This is a genomic window from Hydrogenovibrio sp. (assembly GCF_965140365.1).
Classification (GTDB): Bacteria; Pseudomonadota; Gammaproteobacteria; order Thiomicrospirales; family Thiomicrospiraceae; genus Hydrogenovibrio.
The window spans coordinates 421,234-447,789 of sequence record NZ_OZ223196.1 but is presented as its reverse complement, the minus strand read 5'-3'; the positions used below and the strand labels follow the sequence as shown (position 1 = coordinate 447,789).

The 26,556-nt window shown below is 50.0% G+C and carries 22 protein-coding genes; 15 read left to right on the top strand and 7 right to left on the bottom strand.

From position 1 onward, the window contains the following. Positions 1-5: 5 nt before the first annotated feature. The 7 genes from accC (at position 6) to AC0KH7_RS02100 (ending at position 7,188) form a co-directional block, all read left to right on the top strand. The gene (gene accC / locus AC0KH7_RS02130; RefSeq protein ID WP_472370259.1) at positions 6-1,355 is read left to right on the top strand and encodes an acetyl-CoA carboxylase biotin carboxylase subunit; all 1,350 of its coding nucleotides are present in this window, start codon (positions 6-8) and stop codon (positions 1,353-1,355) included. Between the two features lie 115 nt (positions 1,356-1,470). Beyond that, on the top strand, positions 1,471-2,349 hold the full coding sequence (gene prmA, locus AC0KH7_RS02125) for a 50S ribosomal protein L11 methyltransferase (RefSeq protein WP_472370257.1): 879 nt from the start codon (positions 1,471-1,473) through the stop codon (positions 2,347-2,349). 32 nt (positions 2,350-2,381) lie between these two features. Continuing rightward, positions 2,382-3,347 carry a tRNA dihydrouridine synthase DusB gene (gene dusB / locus AC0KH7_RS02120; RefSeq protein ID WP_472370255.1) on the top strand — a complete coding sequence of 322 codons (966 nt, stop codon included), beginning with the start codon at positions 2,382-2,384 and terminating at the stop codon, positions 3,345-3,347. Between the two features lie 19 nt (positions 3,348-3,366). Beyond that, positions 3,367-3,627 carry a helix-turn-helix domain-containing protein gene (locus AC0KH7_RS02115; RefSeq protein WP_472370254.1) on the top strand — a complete coding sequence of 87 codons (261 nt, stop codon included), beginning with the start codon at positions 3,367-3,369 and terminating at the stop codon, positions 3,625-3,627. An 86-nt stretch (positions 3,628-3,713) separates the two neighbouring features. After that, positions 3,714-5,276: a bifunctional phosphoribosylaminoimidazolecarboxamide formyltransferase/IMP cyclohydrolase gene (gene purH / locus AC0KH7_RS02110; RefSeq protein ID WP_472370252.1), complete on the top strand. Its 1,563-nt coding sequence runs from the start codon at positions 3,714-3,716 to the stop codon at positions 5,274-5,276. Between the two features lie 159 nt (positions 5,277-5,435). Beyond that, positions 5,436-6,728, top strand: coding sequence for a phosphoribosylamine--glycine ligase (gene purD, locus AC0KH7_RS02105; RefSeq protein WP_472370250.1), 1,293 nt, complete (start codon positions 5,436-5,438; stop codon positions 6,726-6,728). A 166-nt stretch (positions 6,729-6,894) separates the two neighbouring features. Next, positions 6,895-7,188 (top strand): late competence development ComFB family protein, encoded by a 294-nt coding sequence (locus AC0KH7_RS02100; protein ID WP_472370248.1) that lies wholly within the window; start codon positions 6,895-6,897, stop codon positions 7,186-7,188. 6 nt (positions 7,189-7,194) lie between these two features. Here the strand turns inward: AC0KH7_RS02100 and AC0KH7_RS02095 are convergent, their stop codons facing one another. The 5 genes from AC0KH7_RS02095 to AC0KH7_RS02075 all read right to left on the bottom strand — a co-directional run bounded on the left by AC0KH7_RS02095 (position 7,195) and on the right by AC0KH7_RS02075 (position 13,282). Further along, positions 7,195-7,725 (bottom strand): hypothetical protein, encoded by a 531-nt coding sequence (locus AC0KH7_RS02095; RefSeq protein ID WP_472370246.1) that lies wholly within the window; start codon positions 7,723-7,725, stop codon positions 7,195-7,197. 19 nt (positions 7,726-7,744) lie between these two features. Beyond that, the gene (locus tag AC0KH7_RS02090) at positions 7,745-10,078 is read right to left on the bottom strand and encodes a nitric oxide reductase activation protein NorD (RefSeq protein ID WP_472370244.1); all 2,334 of its coding nucleotides are present in this window, start codon (positions 10,076-10,078) and stop codon (positions 7,745-7,747) included. A gap of 93 nt (positions 10,079-10,171) precedes the next feature. After that, on the bottom strand, positions 10,172-10,990 hold the full coding sequence (locus AC0KH7_RS02085; RefSeq protein WP_029939717.1) for a CbbQ/NirQ/NorQ/GpvN family protein: 819 nt from the start codon (positions 10,988-10,990) through the stop codon (positions 10,172-10,174). A 492-nt stretch (positions 10,991-11,482) separates the two neighbouring features. Further along, entirely contained in the window at positions 11,483-11,836 is a 354-nt protein-coding gene (locus AC0KH7_RS02080; protein ID WP_472370242.1) for a ribulose bisphosphate carboxylase small subunit, read from the bottom strand. A gap of 27 nt (positions 11,837-11,863) precedes the next feature. Continuing rightward, positions 11,864-13,282: a form I ribulose bisphosphate carboxylase large subunit gene (locus AC0KH7_RS02075; RefSeq protein WP_472370240.1), complete on the bottom strand. Its 1,419-nt coding sequence runs from the start codon at positions 13,280-13,282 to the stop codon at positions 11,864-11,866. A 221-nt stretch (positions 13,283-13,503) separates the two neighbouring features. Between AC0KH7_RS02075 and AC0KH7_RS02070 the strand changes: the two genes are divergently transcribed. From AC0KH7_RS02070 to AC0KH7_RS02035, 8 genes are all read left to right on the top strand, one after another. Further along, positions 13,504-14,430 carry a LysR family transcriptional regulator gene (locus AC0KH7_RS02070; protein WP_472370238.1) on the top strand — a complete coding sequence of 309 codons (927 nt, stop codon included), beginning with the start codon at positions 13,504-13,506 and terminating at the stop codon, positions 14,428-14,430. A 99-nt stretch (positions 14,431-14,529) separates the two neighbouring features. Next, a complete protein-coding gene (locus AC0KH7_RS02065) occupies positions 14,530-15,474 on the top strand; it encodes a LysR substrate-binding domain-containing protein (protein WP_472370235.1) in 945 nt (314 codons plus the stop codon). A 254-nt stretch (positions 15,475-15,728) separates the two neighbouring features. Further along, on the top strand, positions 15,729-17,129 hold the full coding sequence (locus AC0KH7_RS02060; protein ID WP_472370233.1) for a ribulose-bisphosphate carboxylase: 1,401 nt from the start codon (positions 15,729-15,731) through the stop codon (positions 17,127-17,129). 453 nt (positions 17,130-17,582) lie between these two features. Continuing rightward, complete coding sequence (locus AC0KH7_RS02055; RefSeq protein WP_128384386.1) at positions 17,583-18,383, top strand: CbbQ/NirQ/NorQ/GpvN family protein; 801 nt, start codon at positions 17,583-17,585, stop codon at positions 18,381-18,383. Positions 18,384-18,550: 167 nt separating this feature from the next. Continuing rightward, a complete protein-coding gene (locus AC0KH7_RS02050) occupies positions 18,551-20,815 on the top strand; it encodes a nitric oxide reductase activation protein NorD (RefSeq protein WP_472370231.1) in 2,265 nt (754 codons plus the stop codon). Between the two features lie 18 nt (positions 20,816-20,833). Further along, positions 20,834-21,265, top strand: a complete 432-nt coding sequence (locus tag AC0KH7_RS02045) for a hypothetical protein (protein ID WP_472370229.1) — start codon at positions 20,834-20,836, stop codon at positions 21,263-21,265. A gap of 121 nt (positions 21,266-21,386) precedes the next feature. Then, a complete protein-coding gene (locus tag AC0KH7_RS02040) occupies positions 21,387-22,043 on the top strand; it encodes a carbonic anhydrase (protein WP_472370227.1) in 657 nt (218 codons plus the stop codon). Between the two features lie 286 nt (positions 22,044-22,329). Then, a complete protein-coding gene (locus AC0KH7_RS02035; protein WP_472370225.1) occupies positions 22,330-23,487 on the top strand; it encodes a YeeE/YedE thiosulfate transporter family protein in 1,158 nt (385 codons plus the stop codon). Here AC0KH7_RS02035 and AC0KH7_RS02030 read toward each other — a convergent pair. Next, positions 23,477-23,749 carry a hypothetical protein gene (locus tag AC0KH7_RS02030; RefSeq protein WP_472366972.1) on the bottom strand — a complete coding sequence of 91 codons (273 nt, stop codon included), beginning with the start codon at positions 23,747-23,749 and terminating at the stop codon, positions 23,477-23,479. The two genes, AC0KH7_RS02035 and AC0KH7_RS02030, sit on opposite strands and share 11 nt — an antisense overlap. Before the next feature lie 239 nt (positions 23,750-23,988). Then, positions 23,989-26,553, bottom strand: a complete 2,565-nt coding sequence (clpB, locus tag AC0KH7_RS02025; protein ID WP_472370223.1) for an ATP-dependent chaperone ClpB — start codon at positions 26,551-26,553, stop codon at positions 23,989-23,991. Positions 26,554-26,556: the final 3 nt, after the last annotated feature.

Below are 26,556 nucleotides of genomic sequence, written 5' to 3'. Positions count from 1 at the left end.
GTTGCATGATTGAAAAAATCCTGATTGCCAACCGAGGCGAAATTGCCCTACGGGTGCTGAGAGCCTGTAAAGAAATGGGCATCAAAACGGTTGCGGTTCATTCCTCTGCGGATGCCAATCTCAAGCACGTTTTGCTGGCCGACGAGTCCGTTTGCATCGGCCCGGCTCCGTCCTCCGACAGTTACTTGAACATTCCGGCCATTATCGCCGCAGCGGAAATTACCGATGCCGAAGCCATCCACCCAGGCTACGGGTTCTTATCCGAAAACGCCGACTTTGCCGAACGTGTTGAAGAAAGCGGTTTCGCTTTTATCGGTCCAAAAGCGGAAACCATTCGCATCATGGGCGATAAAGTCTCTGCCATCCGAGCCATGAAAGCCGCCGGTGTTCCGACGGTTCCGGGCTCCGGCGGCCCCCTGGGCGATGATGATGAGGAAAATCGACGTCTCGCGAAGGAAATCGGCTACCCGATTATCATCAAAGCCTCCGGCGGCGGCGGCGGACGAGGGATGCGCGTGGTGCACACCGAATCCAACCTGGCTAAATCCATTCAGTTGACCAAATCCGAAGCCGGTAGCTTTTTTGGTAACCCGGAAGTCTATATGGAAAAATTCTTGGAAACGCCACGCCATATCGAAATCCAGGTATTAGCCGACGGCCAAGGCAATGCCATTCACCTGGGCGAACGTGACTGTTCCATGCAACGCCGCCACCAAAAAGTGGTCGAAGAAGCCCCCGCGCCCGGCATCACTGAAGAGCAACGTAACCGAATCGGCCAGGCCTGCGTGAATGCCTGTATCGAAATTGGCTATCGCGGTGCCGGCACCTTTGAATTCCTGTATGAAAAAGGCGAATTCTATTTCATTGAAATGAATACTCGTCTGCAGGTGGAACACCCGGTCACCGAACAGGTCACCGGCATCGATTTGGTGAAAGCGCAAATCGAAATCGCCATGGGAATTCCGTTAACCATCAAACAGGAAGACGTGGTACTGACCGGTCACGCCATTGAATGTCGTATCAATGCCGAAAACCCATCGAAAAATTTCATTCCGTCACCCGGCCGAATCGATCGCTTACACTTGGCGGGCGGCATTGGCGTTCGTTGGGACTCGCACATTTACACCGGCTACCCGGTACCGCCGCATTACGACTCCATGATCGGCAAACTGATTTGCTACGGTCCGAATCGTGAGTCGGCCATTGCACGCATGGATACGGCGCTCGATGAATTGATCATTCAAGGCATCGATACCAACATTCGCATGCAACGCGAGATCATGAACGATCTGGGCTTCTGCGAAGGCGAGCAAAACATCCACTATTTGGAACATCGTTTGGAACATTTGGTTTAATAAGGTTCCAACACTCACTCGTCAATGATCAAACCACGAAAGTGCCGCTTTCGTGGTTTTTTGTTTCATAGCTCACTTAAAACCGTTGCTTATACGGCCCAAGAGGAAACCCAACATGGCCTGGATTCAAATCAATGCCACCGTCGAAGAAGCCCTTGCGGAACCGCTTTCCGATGCCTTTATGGAAAGCGGCGCCTGTTCCGTCACCTTTGAAGACGCCAAAGACCAACCCATTTTTGAACCGGAACTCGGCACCACGCCGATTTGGCACCACACCCGTGTGGTGGGCTTATTCGATGCAGAAACCGACACTCAAAGCGTGATCGCCAATTTGGAAAACTTCCTACCCGCCGTCACAGCCACACAATACAAAGTCGAAGCCTTAGAAGACAAAGATTGGGTACGCGCCTGGATGGACCAATTCGAACCGATGCGTTTCGGCCAGCGATTATGGATTGTGCCCAGCTGGCACACTCCGCCCGAAGCGGATGCCGTCAACCTCATGCTGGATCCAGGCATGGCCTTCGGCACCGGCACACACCCGACGACTTCGCTATGCCTAACATGGCTGGACCAACACGCGCCGGTCGGTCTGAACGTCATCGACTACGGTTGCGGTTCCGGCGTGCTGGCCTTGGCGGCACAAAAACTGGGCGCGAACAAGGTACGCGGCACCGACATCGACCCGCAGGCCATCACGGCCAGCGAACAGAATGCCGAACGCAACCAGGCCGACATCGATTTCAAACTAGTCAAGAATTTCCAGGCCGACCCGGCGGATTTACTGGTGGCCAATATCTTGGCCGGCCCACTCAAAGAACTGGCGCCCGAATTCATCCGTTTACTGAAACCCGGCGGCACTCTGGTGCTTTCAGGTCTTTTGACCAATCAAGCGGCGGAACTCATCTCCTTCTATCACCAGCAAGGTTTTGCACTATTGGAACAGCAAGACCTGGACGACTGGTCCCTGCTGTGTTTCCAAAAGAACACTTAAACCCAAACTGCCTGACCCGATGACACTAGCCTATGACGCTCCCCTTTGACCACCCAACCCTTCCCAGCCTGGCTCTGGCGCCCATGGCGGGCGTCACCGACCGGGTATTTCGGGATATTTGCCGTGAAAACGACGCCGACTACGCGGTGTCGGAAATGGTCGCCTCCAAAAAACAGCTGTGGCAGTCCGCCAAGTCATCCACTCGCCATGCCGACCAAACAGAACAAACGCCACGCATCGTGCAATTGCTCGGCACCGAGCCGGACGAACTGGTGGAAGCCGCCTTATGGCAGCAATCCCAGGGGGCCGATGTCATCGATTTGAATATGGGCTGCCCAGCCAAAAAAGTCTGCGATGTGGCTGCCGGTTCCGCCCTGCTCGGCCAACCGGATCGGGTTGAAACCATTTTTCAAGCCATGACAGCGGCACTCGACATTCCCGTCACGGTCAAAATTCGAACCGGCGTCAACGCCGACAGCATCAACGCGGTCGACATCGCACAGATGGCCGAATACTACGGATTGAAAGCCGTCACCATCCATGGACGGACCCGGGCGGACAAGTTTCAAGGTCAAGCGGAGTACGACACCATTAAAGCCGTCAAACAGCACGTCTCCATCCCCGTGATTGCCAACGGCGATATTTGTCACCCAAAAGACGCGCAATTTGTATTAAAATACACAGGCTCAAATGGCCTCATGGTTGGCCGAGGTGCGCAAGGTTATCCTTGGATTTTCAGAGAGATACGTCATTTTCTCACCCACGGTACCTTGCTGGCACCGCCCACCATGAGCGAATACCATGAGGTGATGACTCGACACATTTCCGAATTGGAAACCTTGTACGGAACCGCGCTGGGTTACAAGATTGCCCGCAAACATTTGGGCTGGTACAGCCAGACCCTACCGAAGGGAACCGAGCTGCGAAAAGAATTTAACCGGCTTGAAAACACCCAAGCGCAACTCGACTTAATCAATCGTTATTTTGATACTCTATGACCTAAGCTGACACAAGCACATGACATCAAAAAAAGTACATACAACGGACCACGCGCTTTGCACCCACGTTACCAAAACGTTGACGCACTATTTCGACACCCTAGAAGAGGAAGTGCCCAGTGACGTCTACCAAATGGTCATCAGCCAGGTCGAGCGCCCGATGATTGAGTTTGTTTTACGTAAGACCGAATTCAACCAAACCCGCTCGGCGGAAATTTTGGGCATCAACCGAAACACCCTGAGAAAAAAGATACAACAGTACAAAATTACCCAGGCCTGACTTAAGGTAAAAACCACCAGGCCTGGTCAAAACAGCCATTAACAAATAAAGATATTCAAAACTAACTTTCTGGAGATTTCCATTTTATGAAACCTGTTCGTCGCGCCCTGATTAGCGTTTCCGACAAGAACGGCATCCTCGAGTTTGCCAAAGCCCTCAGCGACATGAACGTCGCCATTCTGTCCACCGGTGGCACCTATAAAGTCCTGTCCGAAGCCGGTTTACCGGTCACCGAAGTCTCCGAATACACCGGTTTCCCGGAGATGATGGACGGCCGCGTCAAAACCCTGCACCCGAAAATTCACGGCGGCCTGCTGGGGCGTCGCGGCACCGACGATGCGGTCATGGCCGAACACGGTATCGACCCGATCGATATGGTAGTGGTGAATCTCTATCCGTTTGAAGCCACCGTGGCCAAGCCGGATTGCCGCCTGGAAGACGCGATTGAAAACATCGACATCGGCGGCCCGACCATGTTGCGCTCTGCTGCGAAAAACCATAAAGACGTCGCCGTCGTCACCGACCCGGCCGACTACGACCGCATCTTGTCGGAAATGCAAGCCAACAACGGTCAGCTAGCGCACGCCACCCGTTTCGATTTGGCCATCAAAACCTTCGAACAAACCGCGCGTTACGACGGCGCCATTTCAAATTACTTCGGCAAGCTGTTCAGTGAAGACGAAGCCGATACCTTCCCTCGCACTTACAACACCCAGTATGTGAAAAAACAATCCATGCGCTACGGCGAAAATCCGCACCAATCGGCGGCGTTCTACACAGAGCGCAACGCCAGCGAAGCATCGGTTTCCACCGCCGAACAGCTGCAAGGTAAGGCGTTGTCTTTCAATAACATTGCCGATACCGACGCGGCACTGGAATTGGTCAAAACCTTCGACGACATCGCTTGCGTCATCGTGAAACACGCCAACCCATGTGGCGTTTCCATTGGTAACAGCGTGTTCGAAGCCTATGACCGCGCTTACAAAACCGACCCGACGTCCGCTTTCGGCGGCATCATTGCCTTTAACCACGAGTTGGACGCCGAGACGGCTCAAGCAATTGTCGACCGTCAATTCGTGGAAGTCATTATCGCGCCAAGCGTGTCCGACGACGCCAAGCAAGCAGTTTCCAGCAAACAAAACGTTCGCCTGCTGGTGTGTGGTGAATTGGGCGAACAACAACCGGCCTACGACTACAAACGCGTCACCGGCGGCTTGCTGGTACAAGACCGCGATTTGGGCACGGTCGCCGAAAGCGATTTGAAAGTCGTCACCCAACGCGCACCGACTGAAAAAGAAATGGCCGATTTGCAGTTCGCCTGGAAAGTCGCGAAATACGTTAAATCCAATGCCATTGTCTATGTCAAAGACGGCATGACCATTGGGGTGGGTGCGGGCCAAATGAGCCGTGTTTACTCCGCTAAAATCGCCGGCATCAAAGCCGCCGACGAAGGGCTGGAAGTCCCGGGCTCCGTCATGGCTTCCGATGCGTTCTTCCCGTTCCGCGACGGCATCGACGCCGCCGCCGAAGCGGGCATCACCGCGGTGATTCATCCGGGCGGTTCCATGCGCGATCAGGAAGTCATCGACGCCGCCAACGAACATGGTATTGCGATGGTGTTCACCGGTATGCGCCACTTTAAACATTAATCCTGTTCGGAAGGGCTTATTTACTTGGTCTCTGCGTTGGGCTTGAACTTCCGGTGCTCACGTACTTTTTGTACGCTGCGCTCCGGCTTTCACCCCCGCCTTGACCCCAACCAAAGCGCTCCTTCCTCTTGAATTTGGAATAAACGAGAGAAAATTTAAATGAATGTATTAGTGATTGGAAGCGGTGGTCGTGAACATGCCTTGGCATGGAAAACGGCGCAGTCCGAAAACGTCGAGACCGTCTTCGTCGCGCCGGGCAATGCCGGAACCGCTTTGGAACCGAAACTGAAAAACGTGGCGATTGCCGTGGAAGATTTGCCAGGCCTGGTCGATTTTGCCCAAAACAACCAAGTGGAACTGACCATCGTCGGCCCGGAAGTGCCGCTGGTGCTTGGCGTAGTCGATGCCTTTGAATCCGCCGGATTAAAATGCTTCGGCCCATCCAAAGGCGCGGCACAGCTAGAAGGTTCCAAAGCCTTCTCCAAAGATTTTCTGGCCAAACATCAAATTCCGACCGCGGCTTATGAAGTCTTTACCGAAATTCCGCCCGCCGTCGCCTACATTGAAAAAATGGGCGCGCCGATTGTGGTGAAAGCCGACGGTTTGGCCGCTGGTAAAGGCGTGATTCTGGCCGACACCGAAGCCGAAGCGATTGCCGCCGTGGAAGACATGCTGGCGGGCAACAAATTCGGCGATGCTGGAGCTCGCGTGGTCATCGAAGAATTCCTGGAAGGCGAAGAAGCCAGCTTCATCGTTATGGCGGACGGCGAACACATCCTGCCGATGGCGACCTCTCAAGACCATAAGGCGCGCGACAATGGCGATACAGGTCCGAACACCGGCGGCATGGGCGCGTATACCCCAGCACCGGTCGTAACCCGTAAAATCCATGACCGTATCATGGACGAAGTCATCCGCCCCACCATCGAAGGTATGGCGAAAGACGGCTTGCCTTACACTGGCTTCCTGTATGCCGGTGTGATGGTCACTGCCGACGGCACCCCAAAAGTGCTGGAATTCAACTGCCGTTTTGGTGACCCGGAAACGCAACCGATCATGATGCGCTTGCAATCGAACCTGGAAGAGTTGTGCCTGGCGGCCTTGGATAAAAAGCTCGATAGCATTTCCGCTAAATGGGACTCACGCGCAGCATTAGGCGTGGTACTTGCCGCAGGCGGTTACCCGGACAGCTACCGTAAAGGCGACGTCATCAAAGGCATCGACGAGGCCAACGGCGTTGATACCAAGGTCTTCCATGCCGGCACCGCCACCAACGACCAAGGCGAAGTGATCACCTCTGGCGGCCGCGTACTTTGCGTCACCGCATTGGGTGAAAACGTCACCGACGCTCAGAAAAAAGCCTACGAAGCCGTGGCGAAAATTCAATGGCAGGATGAGTTTCACCGTACCGACATTGGTCACCGTGCCATCAAACGGGAAGCCATCAGCTAAGACAGGGGATAATACATCCGGTAACGCGTAAAGGCGTCGGTCGCAAAGCCGGTGTAAAAGCACTCCAAGGAGTGCTTTTTTTATGCCTGAAATTTCGGTATAGTTAAAACGTTAAAGCCTAGCTCGATTCGGCTATTTTAAGATTCGCTCATCAAGGAGAGTGACGATGTCTGCATTAGAAACCGTTCATAACTACTACGAAAGACCGGTATTCAACTACATTCACGAAAACTATTTGGATTCCGGTTTGACGGATAATCAACTTGCGGATATGGCCTGCATTGCGTTAAACCGTATTGCTCCCCGTTACATTCGTCATGACATTGATATGTCGTTTTATATGTCCGGCGAAGAGCATCTTGAGATCCAGGCCCGCATCGAAAAAGCGGTCAAGAAAGCTTTTAAAAAGGTCAGAAAGCTGGACGGCATCGAAGATGACGCCGACCAGGATGTGGATTAACGAAACTTAAAAGGCACTGAAACGACACACATTGACACTGATGTAGTCGCCGTAAGCGGAGCCGGATTGCAACCAGTTTTTAACTTTGTTGCTCACGGCCATCGCCGGCATGGCTTCATCCAATCGTAAATACAAACCGTATTTGAAGCGTGGACTTTCCTGCCCTTCACACACCAGCTCACCCTGTTCGACAAACACGGCCTTTTCCGGCAAGTTATTCGGCTGTGCCGCGAATGCCGCTTCGCCATACTCAAGCATCAACTCGCGCAAGCGTGCCTGAAAGAACTCTTTGCTAATCGGGTTGAACTGATAATAATCCCGCAACAAATCTTCGACGTTATCGGTCAGGTATTGTTTCAGCGACGCTACCGTATCGAACGGATCTTCACCCAATTCATAAATCACGAAGGCATCGTCGGTTTTACCAAGACGCAACTCCCGGTCCTGAACGACGACTAAAGTCGAGCCATTAAGAACTTTCTGAAAATCGTCATCCGACAATGCCGACACGGCGGTTAAAAATTGTTGAGCGTCCATGACAGCCCCTTTTCTTTTATTATGTGGTTAGGTTGGCGAACAGTGTCGGCAATTTTTCCGGCAAACGCAAGACGTTATCGACAATCGCATAGCGGTTTTGGCCGAATATCTGCTGCACATACTTATCGGCAAACTGGTCAATCGTCAGGCAGTACGAATAAACGCCATTGGTTTGCAGTTCTTCCACCGCTTTTTTCGCGTCCTGCTTCAAATATTGACTGTCTTTTTCGTCAATATCTGACGGTTCACCATCGGTAATCACCAGCAACAATTTTTGTTTGCTGGACTGTCTTTCCAGATAAGCTCCGGCATGACGCATCGCCGCCCCCATACGCGTGGACAAGCCACCTTGCATACCGGCCAGTTTGGCGTGAACATCCGCATCAAACGGTTCTTCGAACTGTTTAAAACGCGTGTACTGAACATCGTGTCGTCCATCCGACGAGAAGCCGTGTACCGCAAACTGGTCACCAATACCATTAATGGCGTGAGACACCAAAATGGCCGCTTCCTGCGTCACTTCCAGCACGGTTTTGTCTTCACCAGTGACGTACTCATTCGTAGATTCGGATAAGTCCAGCAAAATCACCACCGAGACCTCTCGGCTGCGAACCACGTTTTTCATGGTAATGCGCGGATCCGGTTCCTGCCCCATACGCAATGCGGTAATGGCTTCCACACAGGCATTCAAATCGAGCTCATCCCCGTCTTCGATACGGCGGATACGCTGCAAGCCCACCGCCTGAAGTTTATCGACGATTTGCTTGATGCGGTGCGCAATGCCTTTGTTCTGTTCCAGAATTCGGTCGTACAATTCCGGATCGCCTTTCTTGGCACGGTGCTCGTATAACGTCACCCAATTCGGGCGGTTCAGCTGAACGCGATAATCCCATTCGTGGTAATGAACCGGATCGGAAATCGGCTCAACGCCTTCCATCTCATTGTAGGACACACCATTATCTTCATACGGGAAAAATTCGGAATTCAGCACCCAGACTTCATCATGGTCAACGTCTTCCAGTTCGGAGTCAATTTCATTGACCATTTCCATAACCGACACATGCTTGCGCACGGTCTCCTGGTGCCCGGCACCGGTGCCTTCCATTTCGTCCCATTCTTCGGATGCCCAGATCAAACGATTGTCATCACGATACGGGAAGCGCATCCGGCTGATGTCGGTCAAAGACTCCCATTTGCTCACGGATTGGTTGAGGACGTTATACAAAGTCATCCCCAAATCCCAAGACCACTTTTCGTTTTCCAAGTTGTCTTCGACCTGATCGTGGAACTGATCCACCACTAGGGTCAAAGGCTCATCGTCAAATGGGTATTCTTTATCCATCAACGCCAAGGCCAACTGTTCCAGACGATACGCCGTGGTGTTTTCCGGCAGTTCCGACGCTTCCATGCCGGCTTTGGCCACTTTCATCCACAGCTTTTTCAAGCCCGGGAACTGTTTGATGGCATTGTATTCGACGCGCGCGTCCTCAATCAGCTCGATAAAGAACATCTGTTGCGGGTTCAACTGCTCCATCGAAATCGCGGCTGACGTATACATCAAGTGCGAAGCCATGTGCGCCGCCATGGCACGGTAGAGTTCCGCCCCTTTAATGTCACCCAAATCATTCAAAGCGTCCGGCAAATGCATCGCCATGTTTTCATAGAAGGGTTTGAAGTCATCGAAATCCGACGCCGCCGGGCGAATGAAGAAATCGCGCGCCCAAAAAGCGCGTAAATAGAAGTTGATCGGGCGATGAAAATCGATGAACAGCGAGCCTTTACGCTGCTGCTGAAACACCGCCTTGGAATCTTCCGATTGCAAACCGAAATAATCCATCTGCGCCTGGAAATTACGGGCGTGTGCTTGCGCTCCCCATTGCGCCCAGCGGCGCAAGCCGGACACGGTCAACTTCGACATCAAATCATCGATAATGCCCAGCATAGGTCTCAGGCCACGCGGGGTTTTGGAGCCCAATTGATAAATCAGCGCCAGATATTGTCTCAACAGGTCGATATCGCCGGTTCTTTCCGCGACCAACGGCAACGAATCCAACGTCAAAGCCACCACTTCACCGGAGGTGACCGACGACAATTTCATCACCGTTTCCAGAACGTCATCCAAAATTTCGTCTTCGACTTGCGACACGACTTGCGGCACGGCTTCCAGATAACTGATGACAATCTGTTGCCCCTTACCGAGGTACGCTATCCCCTGGGCATTTTGCAACCAGGTCTGACGCGACGCCTCCGACATGTGGTGTGAAGCCTCTTGAATCAATGAATCCAGCATTTCCTCTAATTGAGGAACGCTTTCAATCAAGGATTCCTTGACTTCCTGCAGTTCAAAACTCATATCGATTCTCTCTTGTTATTCCGTCGTTTAGACCTTTCTCCCAGGCCTGGTCAAAACACCCAGGCCTGGCCACTTTTGGTTTATTCAAAGGGTTTATTCAAAGAAAGTATCGACCGTGGTCAAGAGGGTATCCAAAATGTCATCGTCGTCTGTCAATGGCGTAATCAAGGCCATCGTACAAGCTTTTTTCGGGTCAACACCCTTGTTGATCAACTGTGCCGCGTACACCAATAGACGTGTGGAAATCCCTTCGTCCAGACCGTGCCCTTTCAGGTTACGGGAACGTTGCGCGATTTGAACCAATTTCTCGGCCGTGGCTTGATCGATGCCCGCTTCTTTGGCGACGATATCGGCTTCCACCGCCTCTTCCGGATAGTCGAACTTGAAGCCGCCGAAACGCTGTTTGGTGGATTGTTTCAAGTCTTTCATCATGGACTGATAACCCGGGTTATAGGAAATCACCAATTGAAAATCCGGGTGGGCTTCAACCAGTTCACCTTTTTTATCCAGCGGCAACACACGACGGTGATCCGTCAAGGGGTGAATCACAACCGTGGTGTCCTGACGGGCTTCAACCACCTCATCCAGATAACAAATGGCGCCGATACGCGCGGCGACGGTCAAAGGGCCGTCCTGCCATTTGGTACCGTTGATGTCGATTAGGTAACGGCCGACCAAATCGGAGGCGGTCATATCTTCGTTACACGCCACCGTGATCAACGGCTTACCGAGCTTGTGCGCCATGTATTCCACAAAACGCGACTTACCGCACCCCGTCGGGCCTTTCAACATAATCGGCATTCGGGAAGCATATCCGGACTCGAACAATTCGATTTCATCCGATACCGGACGGTAAAACGGTTCGTCTTTAATCATGTATTGGCTTGGATCTAAGGCATTAATTTCCGACATGTTATTTCTCCGTTGGCAAGTCATCATTCAAAACGTTCAAAATATTTAGGTGTGGTCACTTGTTGAAATGAGCACAACTAAATAAATTGAAAACCAGCTAGTTTCGGGGCTAGCTGGCCGTTACCCGAACAGTGAGGTATGAGACTGCCCGGGTAAACAAGGTTGGCGGCTGCAAAACGAAGCTTGCAACCACCGGAATTCGATAGCCGCCTCCCGTCGCTTTTGGCTAAGGGAAACGGACGCGATTCAAACAAACATCTAAACCGCGATTTTATAGCAGTAAATTTACCGCTGACTGAAACGAACAGCCAGCAAACAAATGGAATTAAAACGTTCGCCAGTGATTCAAGGGCTAGGCGGACGCAGCGCAGAAACCGGAGTGTGCCATGAGCACATGAGGATTTCTCGCCTTACCCCTTCGGGCGGCGAGTTCTACGTTTCGAGCCGCGCCCAACAACGCACTTGGGTTGCTGGCGGGCGTTTTAAACCATTTTACATGTCACCACGCTTAACTAGCATGTTGGCACCTTGAGACTGCGCATAGTTGTCATAACCAATCAAACGAACGTGGTTGTTTGGGTTGGCTTTGATGCACGCGTTAACTTCATCCAGAACGGCGTCTGCAGACGTTTCACCGAACATTGGAAGCTTCCACATATACCAGAAGTAAGAGAAAGCGTTCTCTGGCTCAGTGTGCTCAACAGCCGGGTTCCAACCCTTGCTGATGATGTACTCTACTTGCGCTCTGATTTGCTCATCAGACATCTTCGGCAGGTATGAAAAAGTTTCTGCCTTACGCGATGCTGGATCAGAAAGACGTGAAGGATAATCTTGTACTGTACTCATGTTTTTTCTCCTGAATTTAACAATCGATTACTTGTGAGAAACGTCTAGTTTGTCAACAGTATCGAATTCGAACTTAATTTCTTTCCATGTTTCCATCGCGATTTTAAGTTCTGGGCTGTGTTTAGCCGCTTCAGTAAGGATTTCCTTACCGACTTTCTCGACTTCCTTACCTTCGTTACGTGCTTGAACACACGCTTCAAGAGCCACACGGTTTGCGGCCGCACCGGCTGCGTTACCCCATGGGTGACCCAAAGTACCACCACCGAACTGAAGAACGGAGTCATCACCGAAGATGGAAACCAAGGCCGGCATGTGCCATACGTGGATACCACCGGAAGCAACCGGAAGCACACCAGGCATTGCACCGAAGTCCTGGTCGAACATGATGCCGCGTGAGCGATCTTCTTCAATGTAGCTGTCACGCATAAGATCGATCCAACCAAGTGTCGCTTCACGGTCACCTTCCAATTTACCAACAACGGTACCGGAGTGAAGGTGGTCACCACCGGATAGACGAAGTGCTTTCGCCAAGACACGGAAGTGGATACCGTGGTGTGGGTTACGGTCGATTACACCGTGCATTGCGCGGTGAATGTGAAGCAGAACGCCGTTATCACGACACCAGTTCGCCAAACCTGTGTTTGCTGTGAAACCACCGGTTAGGTAATCGTGCATGATGATCGGAGAACCGATTTCTTTTGCGAATTCAGCACGCTTGTACATTTCTTCAGGTGTTGGAGCGGTAACGTTCAGGTAGTGACCTTTACGCTCACCGGTTTCCGCTTCTGACTTTTCAATCGCTTCTTGACAGAACAAGAAACGGTCACGCCAGCGCATGAACGGTTGAGAGTTGATGTTCTCGTCATCTTTCGTGAAGTCAAGACCACCACGCAAACATTCATATACGGCACGGCCATAGTTTTTCGCAGACAAACCAAGCTTAGGCTTGATGGTACAACCCAACATCGGACGACCATATTTATCCATTTTGTCACGCTCAACTTGGATACCGTGTGGTGGTCCACCACACGTCATGACGTATGCAAGCGGAACACGAACGTCTTCCAAGCGCAAAGCACGCAGTGCTTTAAAGCCGAATACGTTACCAACCAAAGATGTGAATACGTTTACAACAGACCCTTCTTCGAACAAGTCGATTGGGTAAGCGATGAACGCGTAGAAAGCCGAATCATCACCAGGAACGTCTTCGATTCTGTAAGCACGACCTTTGTAGTGATCCAAATCGGTCAACAAGTCAGTCCATACAGTGGTCCAAGTCCCTGTTGAAGATTCCGCAGCTACCGCAGCGGCCACTTCTTCACGTGGTACACCATCTTGTGGGACTACTTTAAAACATGCTAGAAAATCTGAGTCTTTCGGCTCATAATCAGGCATCCAATACGTTTCGCGGTATTCTTTTACACCGGCGTTATAAGTCTTAGCCATCTTTTACCTCTTTGTTATAAAAGTTAGTTGTGAAAAGAGTCTGAAAAAACGTTTCTTTCGCTGCGTGGTTAGACGCTTACGTTTCCAGTGGTTCGTATCTTAGCCAAATTACCCTGGCCTAAAGCTCAGTCTTTGTTATACAATTCATAAACAAAGGGTTATGTTCAAATAAAATTGTTTTTATTTTCAACACCTTAACTTTTCACCATTCGAGAAATAAAATGCATAATCTCCATATCACCGCTCAACAAATTCGAATTTTCGAGGCGGTTTCCCGGCATTTAAGCTATACCAAAGCGGCTGAAGAATTGAACCTGTCACAGCCGGCCGTTTCGGTACAGGTTAAACGCTTGGAAGAAAACAACGACGTCAAGCTCATCGAAGTCATCGGCAAAAAACTTTACCTGACATCGGCCGGTGAACACATGTTCAAAACCTGCACCAACATCCTGGAAGAGCTCAAAGACCTCACCGCCTACATTCGTAACGAACAAGACAGTGTGGAAGGTGAACTGAAGCTGGCCGTGGTCACCCCCGCCAAATATTTCATCCCGTATGTATTGAAAGCCTTCTTAAATAAATACCCGGATGTCATTCCCTCCATCACCGTGGTCAACCGACGCCGGATTCTCGACGAACTGAAGCGCAACCAATATCATTTGACGGTGATGGGACGCGTCCCGCCAGAACTGAAAATGGAAGCCTTTCCGTTCTTCAAAAACGAACTGGTGATGATTGCGCCGCCCAACCATCCATTGGCGAAAAACAAACAAATTCCATTAAGCGATATTGTTAACGAAAAGTTTCTGATGCGCGAAAGCGGGTCGGGCATTCGTATTGCACTGGAAGAACGCTTGGCACAGGAAAACTATGTGATCCAACCTTATATGGAGCTGGGCAGTACCGAGTCGATCAAGCAAGGAGTGATGGCAGGCCTGGGCATTTCCGTGATTCCCCGCCATGCGGTTCGTATTGAAGCCAAATACGGCCATTTAACCGTTCTGGACGTGCAAGGCTTCCCGCTGAGCCGCGATTGGTACATTGCTAAAATGCAAGACAAGGTCCTGATGCCGCCTGCCGTCGCGTTTTTGGACTTTTTGAAATCGGTGGATATCAATAAACTGTTGGTCATGTCGGACACCCGTTAAAGCAAATCATAACGAATTGTATATAACGGTTCCGATTGGAAATAACGAGACCTTTGCACAAGATGGAAACACGCTTAAAGGTCTCATAAAAGGAGTGTCATGCCTGAAAAAATTTCGCTGCTGGCTCGTAACGCCACCCTCCGCCAATTGCAGGTATTTGAAAGCATTGCCCGGCACAACAGTTTTTCCAAAGCGGCGGAAGAGCTTCATTTAACCCAGCCGACGGTTTCCATGCAGGTCAAAAAACTCACTGACATTTTGGAAGCCCCGTTATTTGAACAAATCGGGCGCAAGGTTCACCTAACCGAAGCCGGCCAGGCGCTGTACGAAGCGGCCAATAATATTTTGCAGCAGCTTTCCATCGCCGAACAGAAAATCAACCACCTCAAAGGTTTTTCGGGCGGCAGCGTTAAACTGACAGTCATCTCCACCGCCCAGTATTTTGTGCCGAAAGTCATTCACGAGTTCACCCAAGCTTATCCGGACGTCACCGTCATCATGCGTGTGGGTAACAAAGAGAGTTTGCTGGAACGCATTAACCAAAACAAGGATGATTTCTATCTACTCGGCCAGCCGCCGGAAGACCTCAATGTGGAATCCTCACAGCTTTCCGTCAACCCTTTGGCTTTCGTCGCAAACAGCCATCATCCACTGGTCGGTAAACAGCTTTCCATTGAAGACTTGGTGGACGAACCGTTTCTGATGCGAGAGACCGGTTCCGGCATCCGGGCGCAGATTGAAAAAGTCTTCGAAGAATTTGAATTTCGACCGAATATCAAAATGGTACTGGGTGGCATCGAACCGATTCGCCTGGGGTTACTGCAGAATCTCGGTATCACGGTGGCTTCCGTTCCCACCCTAATGGAAGAGATCAATCAAGGTAAAATCGCCATTCTGAATGTCAAAGGATTCCCCATTAACCGTCATTGGTACCTGGCTTACCCAAAAGGCAAGGTGCTGTCCATTGCCGCCGAGAAGCTGATTGAACTGCTGAAAAAAGAAGGCGAAAAACTCAGTGAACTGGCCTTTAATAAATTTCGCTAACCATCCGCTCGACTCAAACCCATTGATTATAAGCCCGTTAAACAGCCCAGCTATTGCTTAGCGTCTTAGTAAAACAGTATTTTGTATAGTCTTTTATCTATGCTTTTAATCAAAATTATTGATTTGAAGTTATCCGACCATTCCCTATAATAACCATTCAAAGTTTCGGGGTTGAGTCGTTTTTAACGAAATGATTCAACAAAAATAAAGGGTGTGCCGTCTCCGGAATTCACCCCCAAAAAGAGGTATGAAAAATGGATCAGTCGAATCGTTACGCTGACTTAACTCTATCAGAAGAAAAATTGGTTGCTGATGGTAATCACCTTCTTGTTGCCTACCGTCTAAAACCTGCTGCGGGTTACGGTTTCCTAGAAGTAGCTGCTCACGTTGCTGCTGAGTCTTCAACGGGTACGAACGTTGAAGTATCAACTACTGACGACTTCACGCGTGGTGTGGATGCTTTAGTATATGAAATTGACGAAGCGGCCTTCGGTGACAAAGGTGGTCTGATGAAGATCGCTTACCCAGTCGACCTATTCGATCCAAACCTAATCGATGGTCACTACAACGTATCTCACATGTGGTCTTTGATCCTAGGGAACAACCAAGGTATGGGTGACCACGAAGGTCTTCGTATGTTGGACTTCTTGGTGCCAGAGCAAATGGTTAAGAAATTCGACGGCCCAGCCACTGACATTTCCGACCTATGGAAAGTACTCGGTCGCCCAGAAGTCGACGGTGGTTACATCGCAGGTACTATCATCAAGCCTAAACTAGGCCTACGTCCAGAGCCATTCGCGAAAGCATGTTATGACTTCTGGTTGGGTGGTGACTTCATCAAAAACGATGAGCCACAAGCTAACCAACCTTTCTGCCCAATGGAAACGGTTATTCCGATGGTTGCAGAAACAATGGATCGTGCACAGCAAGAAACAGGTGAAGCGAAGCTTTTCTCTGCTAACGTAACGGCTGACTTCCACGAAGAAATGATCAAACGTGGTGAGTACATCCTAGGTGAATTCGCTAAGTACGGTAACGAAAAACACGTTGCTTTCTTGGTTGACGGTTTCGTAACCGGTCCAGCAGGTGTTACCACGGCACGTCGTAACTTCCCAGATACTTACCTACACTTCCACCGTGCAGGTCACGGTGCCTTGACTTCTTATAAGTCACCTATGGGTATGGACCCTCTGTGCTACATGAAGCTTGCTCGCCTAATGGGCGCTTCTGGTATCCACACGGGTACGATGGGTTACGGTAAAATGGAAGGTCACGGTGATGAGCGCGTACTGGCTTACATGCTTGAGCGTGACGAGTGTCAAGGTCACTACTTCTATCAGAAGTGGTACGGCATGAAGCCGACTACGCCAATCATCTCTGGTGGTATGAACGCGCTACGTCTACCTGGTTTCTTCGAAAACCTAGGGCACGGTAACGTCATCAACACTTGTGGTGGTGGTGCATTCGGTCACATCGACAGCCCAGCTGCTGGTGGTACGTCTCTGGGTCAAGCCTACGAGTGCTGGAAAACGGGTGCAGACCCAATCGAATACGCTAAAGAGCATCCAGAATTTGCTCGTGCATTCGAATCTTTCCCAAGCGATGCAGACAAAATCTTCCCAGGCTGGAGAGAAAAATTGGGTGTCCACAAGTAATTGATATTAAAGCCGCTTGAGGCACTGTGTGTGCTTCAAGCAACTTTACCCATCAATTTGAATGGATACTTAAAACCTCAGCGTTATGCTGAGGTTTTCTTACCCTACCGCTCAAATTCAAATCCTTTTCGTTTAGCGTTTTGCGTTCACAGACATTAAACGAAAATGATTTTACCAACATGTAAATTCGCTTAAAAACCACCAGGTCTGGTGGTTTATCAAGCTCAAAGAACTTCTTTTTTATTGAGAGTTTTGCACGAGTGGGGCGCGAGGAAAAAATGAGATAAAATTTTTCTGAATTAGGCGGAAAACGAAGTTAATAGCTGGCTATTAACGAGTTTTTCAACGACATTCAGGAAGATTTTAGCCATTTTTAGCCGTGTATCCATCTCGTGTTTATGCCCTTTGGGTGCAAAGCTCTCTTATTATCAATCAAAGTTTCGGGGAACTCAGATGGATATTTCACAGTACAAAATCGACAATGAACCTTTTTACGATGCACAATCGAATGAGATTGAACTTTACGAAGCCGCTTATGCCGCACGCTTGCCAGTCATGGTCAAAGGCCCAACAGGCTGCGGTAAATCTCGTTTTGTCGAGCACATGGCCTGGAAACTGGGGAAACCCATCATTACCGTTTCCTGTAACGAAGACATTACCGCAGCCGACTTGGTCGGGCGCTATCTATTAGACGCAGAAGGCACTCGCTGGGTTGATGGCCCACTCACCATGGCCGCACGCTACGGTGCCATCTGCTATCTGGATGAAATTGTCGAAGCCCGTCAAGATACCATGGTTGTCATCCATGCCTTGACCGACCACCGTCGTGAATTATCTTTGGATAAAAAAGGCGAGCTGATTAAAGCGCATCCGGATTTCCAATTGGTCATTTCCTACAATCCGGGTTATCAATCCTTGATGAAAGACCTGAAGCAATCCACCAAACAACGTTTCTGTGCCATGGACTTTGATTATGCTGCGCCAGACGTCGAAGCACATATTCTGCAAAAGGAAGGTGGCGTTGACGAGGCCACCGCGAAGAAGCTAGTTCAAATCGGCGAAACGGCACGTAACCTCAAAGGTCATGGTCTGGACGAAGGGATTTCTACCCGTTTGATGGTCTATGCCGCTACCCTGATCAACCAAGGCATTACCCCTGTCGAAGCTTGTAAAATGGCTTTGGTACGTCCGATTACCGATGATGCAGACATCCGCCAAACATTAGACAACGCCATCGAAATGATTTTCGGCTAATCATAAATTGTTTCATCCGACTTTTCGCGCTGCGCTTCGTTAGAAACGGTCGTGTATAACTTATACACTCCCTTATTCTCGCCTTGCTCAGCGCGAAAATTCGGCGAACCAAACTTATGATGTCTCTTTTTAGAAGAGATACTTTCAACTGAACGAGATGTTTAAGTATGAATGAAGAATTATTTGCTGAATATCAGGAAAAATTTACCTGTAAATTTCCGAAAGCGGTCGAGCTGTTCCCCGATTTACTAAATGATGCCGTGTCGAAATTATCGCCACAAGGGGTCGAGTCCTATTTAGAAGGCGCGAACTTCCTCTGTAAAATCGGCCAAGGCGTTGAACCTGTATTGGTGTTTATGGAAGTAATGCCGGACATCGCCTCCCACTTTGGTCAAGGCACCAATAAAATGGTGGCCGATTACAGCTACCTGCTGGCGCGAAGCCCCAATAAAAAAGCCTTGATTCCGTTTTTATCAACGCTTGGGCATGTTTGCCGGCGCATCGACCGTATTGAAGACTTAGAGCTGTATCTACAAATCATTGACGAGTATGTCGAAAAAACTCAGACCGTGATTCATGGGCACCATTCGCTTTATGAAAGCCCCGGAATGGTTCCGCTCTTAGAGTCCATGCCACAACTGATTTCCAAACTTTGCCTCAACGGTATCCGTAACTTTATCGATTACGGTGCGCGCAACTACCTGAATGCACCGGAAGAACAGATTGCCTACTTTAAGCTGGAATCGCATGACGCCAAAAGCATTATCACCCGCGAGCGCAAAGGCACCACTTTCAAAGACGTTGAACGTCATATGGACATGTTGAAAGAATGCATGTGGGACTGCGATTTGCCTTTCCAAACCTTTGCGACGGCTTTTGACCAGTTGCGCAAGCCGGTGCCTTACCTGGATGATGACATCATTGCGGTACCGGATGTTTATGACGCCGAAAATGGCGTGTCGGGTACCGACCGCTATCGTGCGACAGTGGCACACATGATGGCGCATAAAAAATGGTCCGGACAACTGATGGCGGATAACTATGCCCCCCATATGCAATTGTTTATCTCGGTGTTTGAAGACTGCCGTGTCGAACATTTGGCGATTCAACGTTATCCAGGTCTGAAAAAATTGTTTTTATCCTTGCACCCTTACCCTGAAAAAGGTGCCTGTGACGATCAGAAAATGTCGTGTCTGCGCTATCGTGCAACGCGTATGTCTCGCGCCCTGTTGGACGAGAACTTTGACCCTCAGAATGAATTGCTGGAAAGCTTCCGTGAGCGTTTCCATACAATCATGGCTGAGAAAGGTGAAGAATCGACCACCGCGGATATGGCCGATTTGGGTATTGATTTCTATGTCAAGACACGTAAGCAGTCTTCAGACAGCCAACCAACGGTATTCTTTGACGATACCGAGGTGTCTTACCGTGACGACAACCGTTATATCTGGTTCTATTACGAAGAATATGACGAAGCAGACGAAATCATGCCGAACGAGTATGAGAACGAAGAACCGAAAATCGACAATGAAGGTGGGTTGCCGCCACGTCATTACGATGAATGGGACTATATCTCTGAAGGCTACCGGCCAGATTGGACCACCGTTTACGAGCGTCTGCACCCATCCGGAGAAGCCAGTAAAATCGATCGCTTAATGGACAAACACAGCGACCTGGCCAATCGCCTGAAAAAAATGATTGAAATGCTTAAGCCGCAGAACAAAAAGCGTATTCGCTTCCAAGAAGAAGGCGAAGAGTTGGATCTGGACGTGGCGATTCGTTCAATCATCGATTTCAAAAGCGGTTCCGCTCCCGATCCGCGCATCAACTACAGTCACACCACCGACAGTCGCAACATTGCGGTCATGCTTTTGGTGGATACCTCCCAATCGTTGAATGAACGTAATCCGGAAACGGGTCAAACGTTGTTGGAACTTTCCGAGGAAGCTTTGGCGATTACCGCCTGGACCGTCGAGCAGTTAGGCGATAAATTTGCGATTGCCGGTTTCTGTTCCGACACACGCCATGAAGTGCGCTATCAGCATATTAAAGGCTATTCGGAAAGTTATAACGATGACGTGAAAGCACGGATTGCCGGATTGGAGGCGTCTTTTTCAACCCGAATGGGCGCGGCCATGCGTCATGCCGCACATTATCTTGAAGCACAGCAAGCTGAGAAAAAGTTAATGCTGGTGTTAACCGATGGCGAACCGGCGGACATTGATTCAAAAGACCCACAAACATTGATTCAGGACACCCATAAGGCGGTCGAAGAATTGCAGGGGCAAGGCATTTATTCCTACTGCATCACACTTGACCCTAAGGCAGATGAATATGTCTCGGATATCTTCGGCAATCAATATACGGTGATAGACCATGTGGATAAATTGCCGGAGCAATTGCCGCAAGTCTTTATGAAGCTGACAAACTAAAGGCTCTAGGAAATTTCTATGAAGTCAACCATGAGAGTGCGTTCGACATTTGATTTTCGGGGCGAAACCTTTTGCTATGAGCTAGGTGTCGACTTACCCCCTTATATTGACGATATCGACCTGTTTTTACAGCAGCTCCCCAGTCGAATCGCCCAACAGAATCAACTGGACGTCATCTCTTATAAATTTGAGATGCTGGAATCGAGTGAAATCGAAGTTATTCATTTCGACTCTCCTATTGATGCCTCTGAAGTAGTATTACCCATGCCGGTTGAAGCGTTTCTTGAACGCTATCAACAAATTGGATCGGATGCGTATTTACAGGACATCGCCCAAAAGCATCAGCTTAACTGGAATGATAAAACAGCTAAAGCATTGAAAGCCGCTTATCGATTAGGAAAATCACAACAACCGAAAGCCACCCCGCCAAGTAACCATCCTTGGTTTTGACTTTCCCGCGATAAATTCAGATCAGTTTTTATCCGTTACTGGATATTATCGGTATAATTCCATCTTTTGAAGAAGCTTGTATTGTCTTAACCACGACCAAAACTTCTCCAAAAGGATAATTATGTGCGACAAATGCGACTGTAACAGCCCGATTGAACAACTGTTACAAAACAACGTAGAATGGGTGGACGAAGTGAATGCCGAGCGCCCCCACTTCTTCGAAACCCTCTCCCACCAACAAAAACCCGAATATTTGTGGATTGGCTGCTCCGATAGCCGCGTGCCCGCCAACCAACTGGTCAAAATGGACCCAGGCACGATTTTCGTACACCGCAACATCGCCAATCTGGTGAACTCCAGCGACATGAATGTGCTGTCGGTCATCCAATACGCCGTCGAAATCCTGAAGGTCAAACACATTATCGTCAATGGCCATTACGGCTGTGGCGGAGTGATCGCCTCAATGGAAGAAGGCAACCCCAGCTTGATTGACCATTGGGTACGTCCGATTCGAAAATACTACCAACGCAAGCAAACCGAGCTGGATGCATTGCCTTATGAAGAACGCGTCAATCGTTTGTGTGAGATCAATGTCGCGGAGCAGGTGCGTAATATCTGCCATGTTCCGGCGGTACGGAAAGCCTGGAAAAAAGGCCAATCGCTCGCGGTGCACGGTTTTATCTACAACATCAAAGACGGGCGCCTGAAGAACCTGGACATCAGCGTCGACAACCTGGACGCAGCCGAGCAAGCCGTTGTCCGCGCAACGGCCGGTTAAAACTTAAACACCAGCTCTTCTTTGCCGACAAGGAAGCTCCGCATCAACCCTTGAGCAGTTTCAACTCCATTCAATCAATGTACCGAACGTTGCTTAAGCAATTTGGGCTATTTGATCGAGTCGCGCAAAGGACTGTGCGGCCAGTCCCCATCGGATATTAGCACATCAACATATTAGCAATATTTTTCATAACCAAACGCAATGCCAACATATAAAAGAATGATTTTTTTACCACCTCTCCCACCTCTATAATGCCTTCTCAAATCACGATTTAGAAGACAAACGCATGCTACGCACACTTGCCCTAACACCATTACCGAAAGCCGCCGTTTGGTGGCTGTTACTGCCGCTACTGGCTGTCAGCCTGTGGTTATCGGAAAACCACTTGTCTTTATTCCTGGTCGGCGCCCTGTTGGGTGCCAGTCTGAACTATTTTCAATTCGGTTTCCGTACCTGCTCCCACCAACTGCTGACACAAGGGCGAACACTGGGCGTGCGCGCTGTGTTATGGATGCTGGCGTTCACCAGTGTGCTATTTTTCTTGCTCTTGAGCTTGGGGGAATTCAACGGGCTGGCGTTACAAGGGTTCGTACAGCCATTAAGCCTATCCGTCATCGCCGGTGCATTTATGTTCGGGGTGGGGATGCAGCTGGCCAACGGCTGTACCTCCGGCACCTTCAATAAAATGGGCCAATTACAGCCGTTATCCTTAACCAGTTTTTTCTTTCTATTGGTTGGCGGCACCTTGGCCGCTTACCATAATGAATTCTGGCGGGCGGTACCCGCACTGCAACCCGTTTCGGTGCTACAGTCCTTCGGTTTAATACAAGGCTTGGTATTGCAACTGGGCTTTATTGGTGTGCTGTATTGGCTGGCCATCTTAAAGGAAAAGAATCATTTTGATGAACTGTCACGCCTTAACACTTCGGCCTTTTGGAAAATCGCCGACTGGCACCCTTGGTTGAAAGCCGGTTTGGTGCTGGCGCTGCTCAATGCCTTTCTGTTGTTGCTCAGCGGCCAACCTTGGTCAATTGCCAATGTTTTTCCCTATTGGGGTTTGAAAATCAGCGATGCCTTGCATCTGCCACTGGACTGGTCGTTTTGGCCCTATGGCATCACCCATTTCAGCCGACAAGAATCACCTTTACTGGAAAACGCTGTTAGCTTGACGACACTGGGGTTGATTAGCGGCGCACTGTTAGTCACACTACTGGCACGTTCGGCCCGCCAAGAAGCGACGCAGTTCACGCTCAAACCTCACCTGATGGCGATTCTAGGCGGCTTTATTATGGGATACGGGTCCGTTATCGCGTTCGGTTGCAATATCGGTGCTTTTTTCAGCGGCATCGGCTCCGGCAGTTTACACGGCTGGCTCTGGGCGCTGGCGGCGTTGGCCGGCAACAGCGCAGGCATTTACCTTAAACCGAGATTGTTTAAAGATTAAAAGGGTGCGTGGTCACGACCTGTTCAGAAACAGAATGACCTGAAGGACAGGCCCCCACGCCACACAGGTCACTCATGTCGCACCCGGCACAGACTTTCTGCGCACAACTTTTCAAACAAGCTTGCTGAATCAATGCCTTGGACTCCGGGTCGGACACATGAATGTCCGCACCACACAAGGCACCACTTTGCATTAACTCCAATAACTTATCCCAATCCAAATCAATCGTGACACGCGCTTGGCTTTCCATCGCTCGACTCATTACTCGCCCCCCAAAGAACACTAATGATAACAATTATCATTTTACTTATCATAACTTAAAAGTCAATCGAATCCATCCATCCCGATTAAACCGCTATTCGGCCAGACCTGGCATACCCTTTAGAGAGTGGTCATAACGTTTTTGAGACATAAAAAAACCCGCTCGGCAAAGCCTAAGCGGGTGATTGTAGTGATTGAGTAGTAAGTTAAACTTATTGGACAAACTTTCCCTGAGTCACCTCAGTGAAAATCGATTTCGCCGTCCGTCAAACCGACATGAACCGTATCACCAGCAACAAACTCCCCTTTCAACAAACGTTGCGCCAACGGATTTTCCACCAATTGTTGCACCGCACGCTTCAAAGGTCGTGCGCCATAGACCGGATCGAAGCCGGCTTCGCCGATTTTGTCCAGAACGTTTTCAGCGATTTCCAATTGCAAATCGTTGTCCGCCAGTCGCGCACGTAGTTGGTTCAACTGAATATCGGCAATCGCACGAATTTGCGCCTGGTCCAATGGATGGAACACGACGATGTCATCAATCCGGTTAATGAATTCCGGGCGGAAATGACTACCGACCACTTCCATGACGTCCTGTTTCATTTCATCATAGGTCGCAGTAGCGGCTTTTTCCTGAATAATGTGCGACCCCAGGTTGGACGTCATCACTATCACCGTATTTTTAAAGTCCACCGTGCGCCCTTGACCATCGGTCAAACGGCCGTCATCCAACACTTGCAACAGGATGTTGAACACATCCGGATGCGCTTTTTCCACCTCATCCAGCAAAATCACCGAATAGGGTTTACGGCGCACCGCTTCCGTTAAATAACCGCCCTGTTCATAACCGACATAGCCCGGAGGCGCACCGATCAAACGCGCCACGGAATGTTTTTCCATAAACTCCGACATATCCAAACGCACAATGGCATCCTGAGTATCGAACAGAAAATCGGCCAAGGCTTTGGTCAACTCGGTTTTCCCGACCCCGGTCGGCCCCAGGAACAGGAAAGAACCGTTCGGACGGTTCGGGTCCGACAAACCGGCACGGGAACGGCGAATCGCATCCGACACCGCCGACACCGCTTCCTGCTGGCCAATGACCTTCGCGCCCAACGCTTCTTCCATGCGCAACAATTTATCGCGCTCACCTTCCAACATTCTGGAAATCGGAATCCCGGTCCAACGCGCCACCACTTCGGCAATTTCCTCTTCCGTGACCTTATTGCGCAATAAATGCACCTGGCCTTCGGCTTCATTTTCCGCTTCTTCCGCCGCTTTGATTTTGGCTTCCAAATCCGGAATCACGCCGTATTGCAGTTCAGACATTTTGCCCAAATTGCCTTCACGGTGCGCCGCGTCCATTTCAATCCGCGCTTTATCGAGCTCTTCTTTATACTGTTTCGCACCTTGCAGTGCGGCCTTGTCTTTTTTCCAAATTTCTTCCAGGTCAGCGTATTCTTTTTCCATCTCGTCGATGGATTCCTGCAAGACATTCAAGCGTTTTTTAGACGCTTCGTCCTTTTCTTTTTTCAAGGCTTCCCGTTCGATTTTCAATTGAATCAAACGACGGTCGAGCTTATCCATCTCTTCCGGTTTGGAGTCAATTTCCATACGGATACGCGAGGCCGCTTCATCAATCAAGTCGATGGCTTTATCCGGCAATTGTCGATCGGCAATGTAACGCTGCGACAGATGCGCCGCCGCAATAATCGCCGGGTCGGTAATCGCCACACCGTGATGCACTTCGTAACGCTCTTTCAAACCGCGCAAAATAGCAATGGTGTCTTCTTCGCTCGGTTCGTCCACAATCACTTTCTGGAAACGGCGTTCCAGCGCGGCGTCTTTTTCAATGTTTTCACGGTATTCGTCCAGGGTGGTGGCGCCGATACAGTGTAATTCACCACGGGCCAAAGCCGGTTTCAACATGTTTCCGGCGTCCATAGAGCCTTCGGTTTTACCGGCGCCGACCATGGTATGGATTTCGTCGATAAACAGAATGACCGAGCCTTCCTGTTTTTCCAAATCCTTCAACAACGCTTTTAAGCGCTCTTCGAATTCACCGCGATATTTGGCGCCCGCCAGCAACCCGGCCAGGTCCAGCGACAATAGCTTTTTGTTTTTCAGGCCTTCCGGCACTTCGCCATTCACAATGCGTTGTGCCAAACCTTCCACAATCGCGGTTTTACCCACACCTGGCTCCCCGATCAGCACCGGGTTATTTTTTGTACGGCGCTGCAACACCTGAACGGCACGGCGAATCTCGTCATCCCGCCCAATCACCGGGTCCAGCTTACCGCTGCGCGCCCGTTCGGTTAAATCCAGCGTGTATTTATCCAACGCCTGTCTGTTTTCTTCCGCATTTGGGTCTTGCACGGTTTCGCCTCCTCTCACCTGGTCAATGGCCGCTTCGATACTCTGTTCCGTCGCGCCGGCCTGCTTCAACAAATCCTTGATCGAATCGTTGGACTGCAAAGCGGCTAAATAAAATAATTCACTGGCAATGTAAGCGTCGCCACGTTTCTGCGCCAACTGATCCATCAAATTCAGTACGCGCCCGCTGTTTTGCGACAATTGCACATCCCCGCCATGCCCGGATACTTTTGGCAGGCCTGGCAGTTTTTCATCTACGGACGTTTTAAGCTTCGTCACATCCACACCGGCCAGCTGCAACAAAGACGTCTGCTCAGCCAGCAGTGCCGATAGAATATGTAGCGGTTCAATAAACTGATTCCCCAGACCGAGCGCCATGGATTGCGCCTGCCCCAGAATGGACTGAAACTGAGATGTAAACTTATCCATCATTCT

Bases quoted from the DNA above. Each gene is read 5' to 3' on its own strand.
- AC0KH7_RS02090 (WP_472370244.1), bottom strand. From the start codon at position 10,078: ATGAGTTTTGAACTGCAGGAAGTCAAGGAATCCTTGATTGAAAGCGTT.
- AC0KH7_RS02045 (WP_472370229.1), top strand. From the start codon at position 20,834: ATGAAGTCAACCATGAGAGTGCGTTCGACATTTGATTTTCGGGGCGAA.
- dusB (WP_472370255.1), top strand. From the start codon at position 2,382: ATGACGCTCCCCTTTGACCACCCAACCCTTCCCAGCCTGGCTCTGGCG.
- AC0KH7_RS02075 (WP_472370240.1), bottom strand. From the start codon at position 13,282: ATGGCTAAGACTTATAACGCCGGTGTAAAAGAATACCGCGAAACGTAT.
- AC0KH7_RS02040 (WP_472370227.1), top strand. From the start codon at position 21,387: ATGTGCGACAAATGCGACTGTAACAGCCCGATTGAACAACTGTTACAA.
- AC0KH7_RS02085 (WP_029939717.1), bottom strand. From the start codon at position 10,990: ATGTCGGAAATTAATGCCTTAGATCCAAGCCAATACATGATTAAAGAC.
- AC0KH7_RS02100 (WP_472370248.1), top strand. From the start codon at position 6,895: ATGTCTGCATTAGAAACCGTTCATAACTACTACGAAAGACCGGTATTC.
- AC0KH7_RS02065 (WP_472370235.1), top strand. From the start codon at position 14,530: ATGCCTGAAAAAATTTCGCTGCTGGCTCGTAACGCCACCCTCCGCCAA.
- AC0KH7_RS02050 (WP_472370231.1), top strand. From the start codon at position 18,551: ATGAATGAAGAATTATTTGCTGAATATCAGGAAAAATTTACCTGTAAA.
- AC0KH7_RS02070 (WP_472370238.1), top strand. From the start codon at position 13,504: ATGCATAATCTCCATATCACCGCTCAACAAATTCGAATTTTCGAGGCG.
- purH (WP_472370252.1), top strand. From the start codon at position 3,714: ATGAAACCTGTTCGTCGCGCCCTGATTAGCGTTTCCGACAAGAACGGC.
- clpB (WP_472370223.1), bottom strand. From the start codon at position 26,553: ATGATGGATAAGTTTACATCTCAGTTTCAGTCCATTCTGGGGCAGGCG.
- purD (WP_472370250.1), top strand. From the start codon at position 5,436: ATGAATGTATTAGTGATTGGAAGCGGTGGTCGTGAACATGCCTTGGCA.
- AC0KH7_RS02035 (WP_472370225.1), top strand. From the start codon at position 22,330: ATGCTACGCACACTTGCCCTAACACCATTACCGAAAGCCGCCGTTTGG.
- AC0KH7_RS02055 (WP_128384386.1), top strand. From the start codon at position 17,583: ATGGATATTTCACAGTACAAAATCGACAATGAACCTTTTTACGATGCA.
- AC0KH7_RS02080 (WP_472370242.1), bottom strand. From the start codon at position 11,836: ATGAGTACAGTACAAGATTATCCTTCACGTCTTTCTGATCCAGCATCG.
- prmA (WP_472370257.1), top strand. From the start codon at position 1,471: ATGGCCTGGATTCAAATCAATGCCACCGTCGAAGAAGCCCTTGCGGAA.
- AC0KH7_RS02095 (WP_472370246.1), bottom strand. From the start codon at position 7,725: ATGGACGCTCAACAATTTTTAACCGCCGTGTCGGCATTGTCGGATGAC.
- AC0KH7_RS02115 (WP_472370254.1), top strand. From the start codon at position 3,367: ATGACATCAAAAAAAGTACATACAACGGACCACGCGCTTTGCACCCAC.
- AC0KH7_RS02060 (WP_472370233.1), top strand. From the start codon at position 15,729: ATGGATCAGTCGAATCGTTACGCTGACTTAACTCTATCAGAAGAAAAA.
- accC (WP_472370259.1), top strand. From the start codon at position 6: ATGATTGAAAAAATCCTGATTGCCAACCGAGGCGAAATTGCCCTACGG.
- AC0KH7_RS02030 (WP_472366972.1), bottom strand. From the start codon at position 23,749: ATGAGTCGAGCGATGGAAAGCCAAGCGCGTGTCACGATTGATTTGGAT.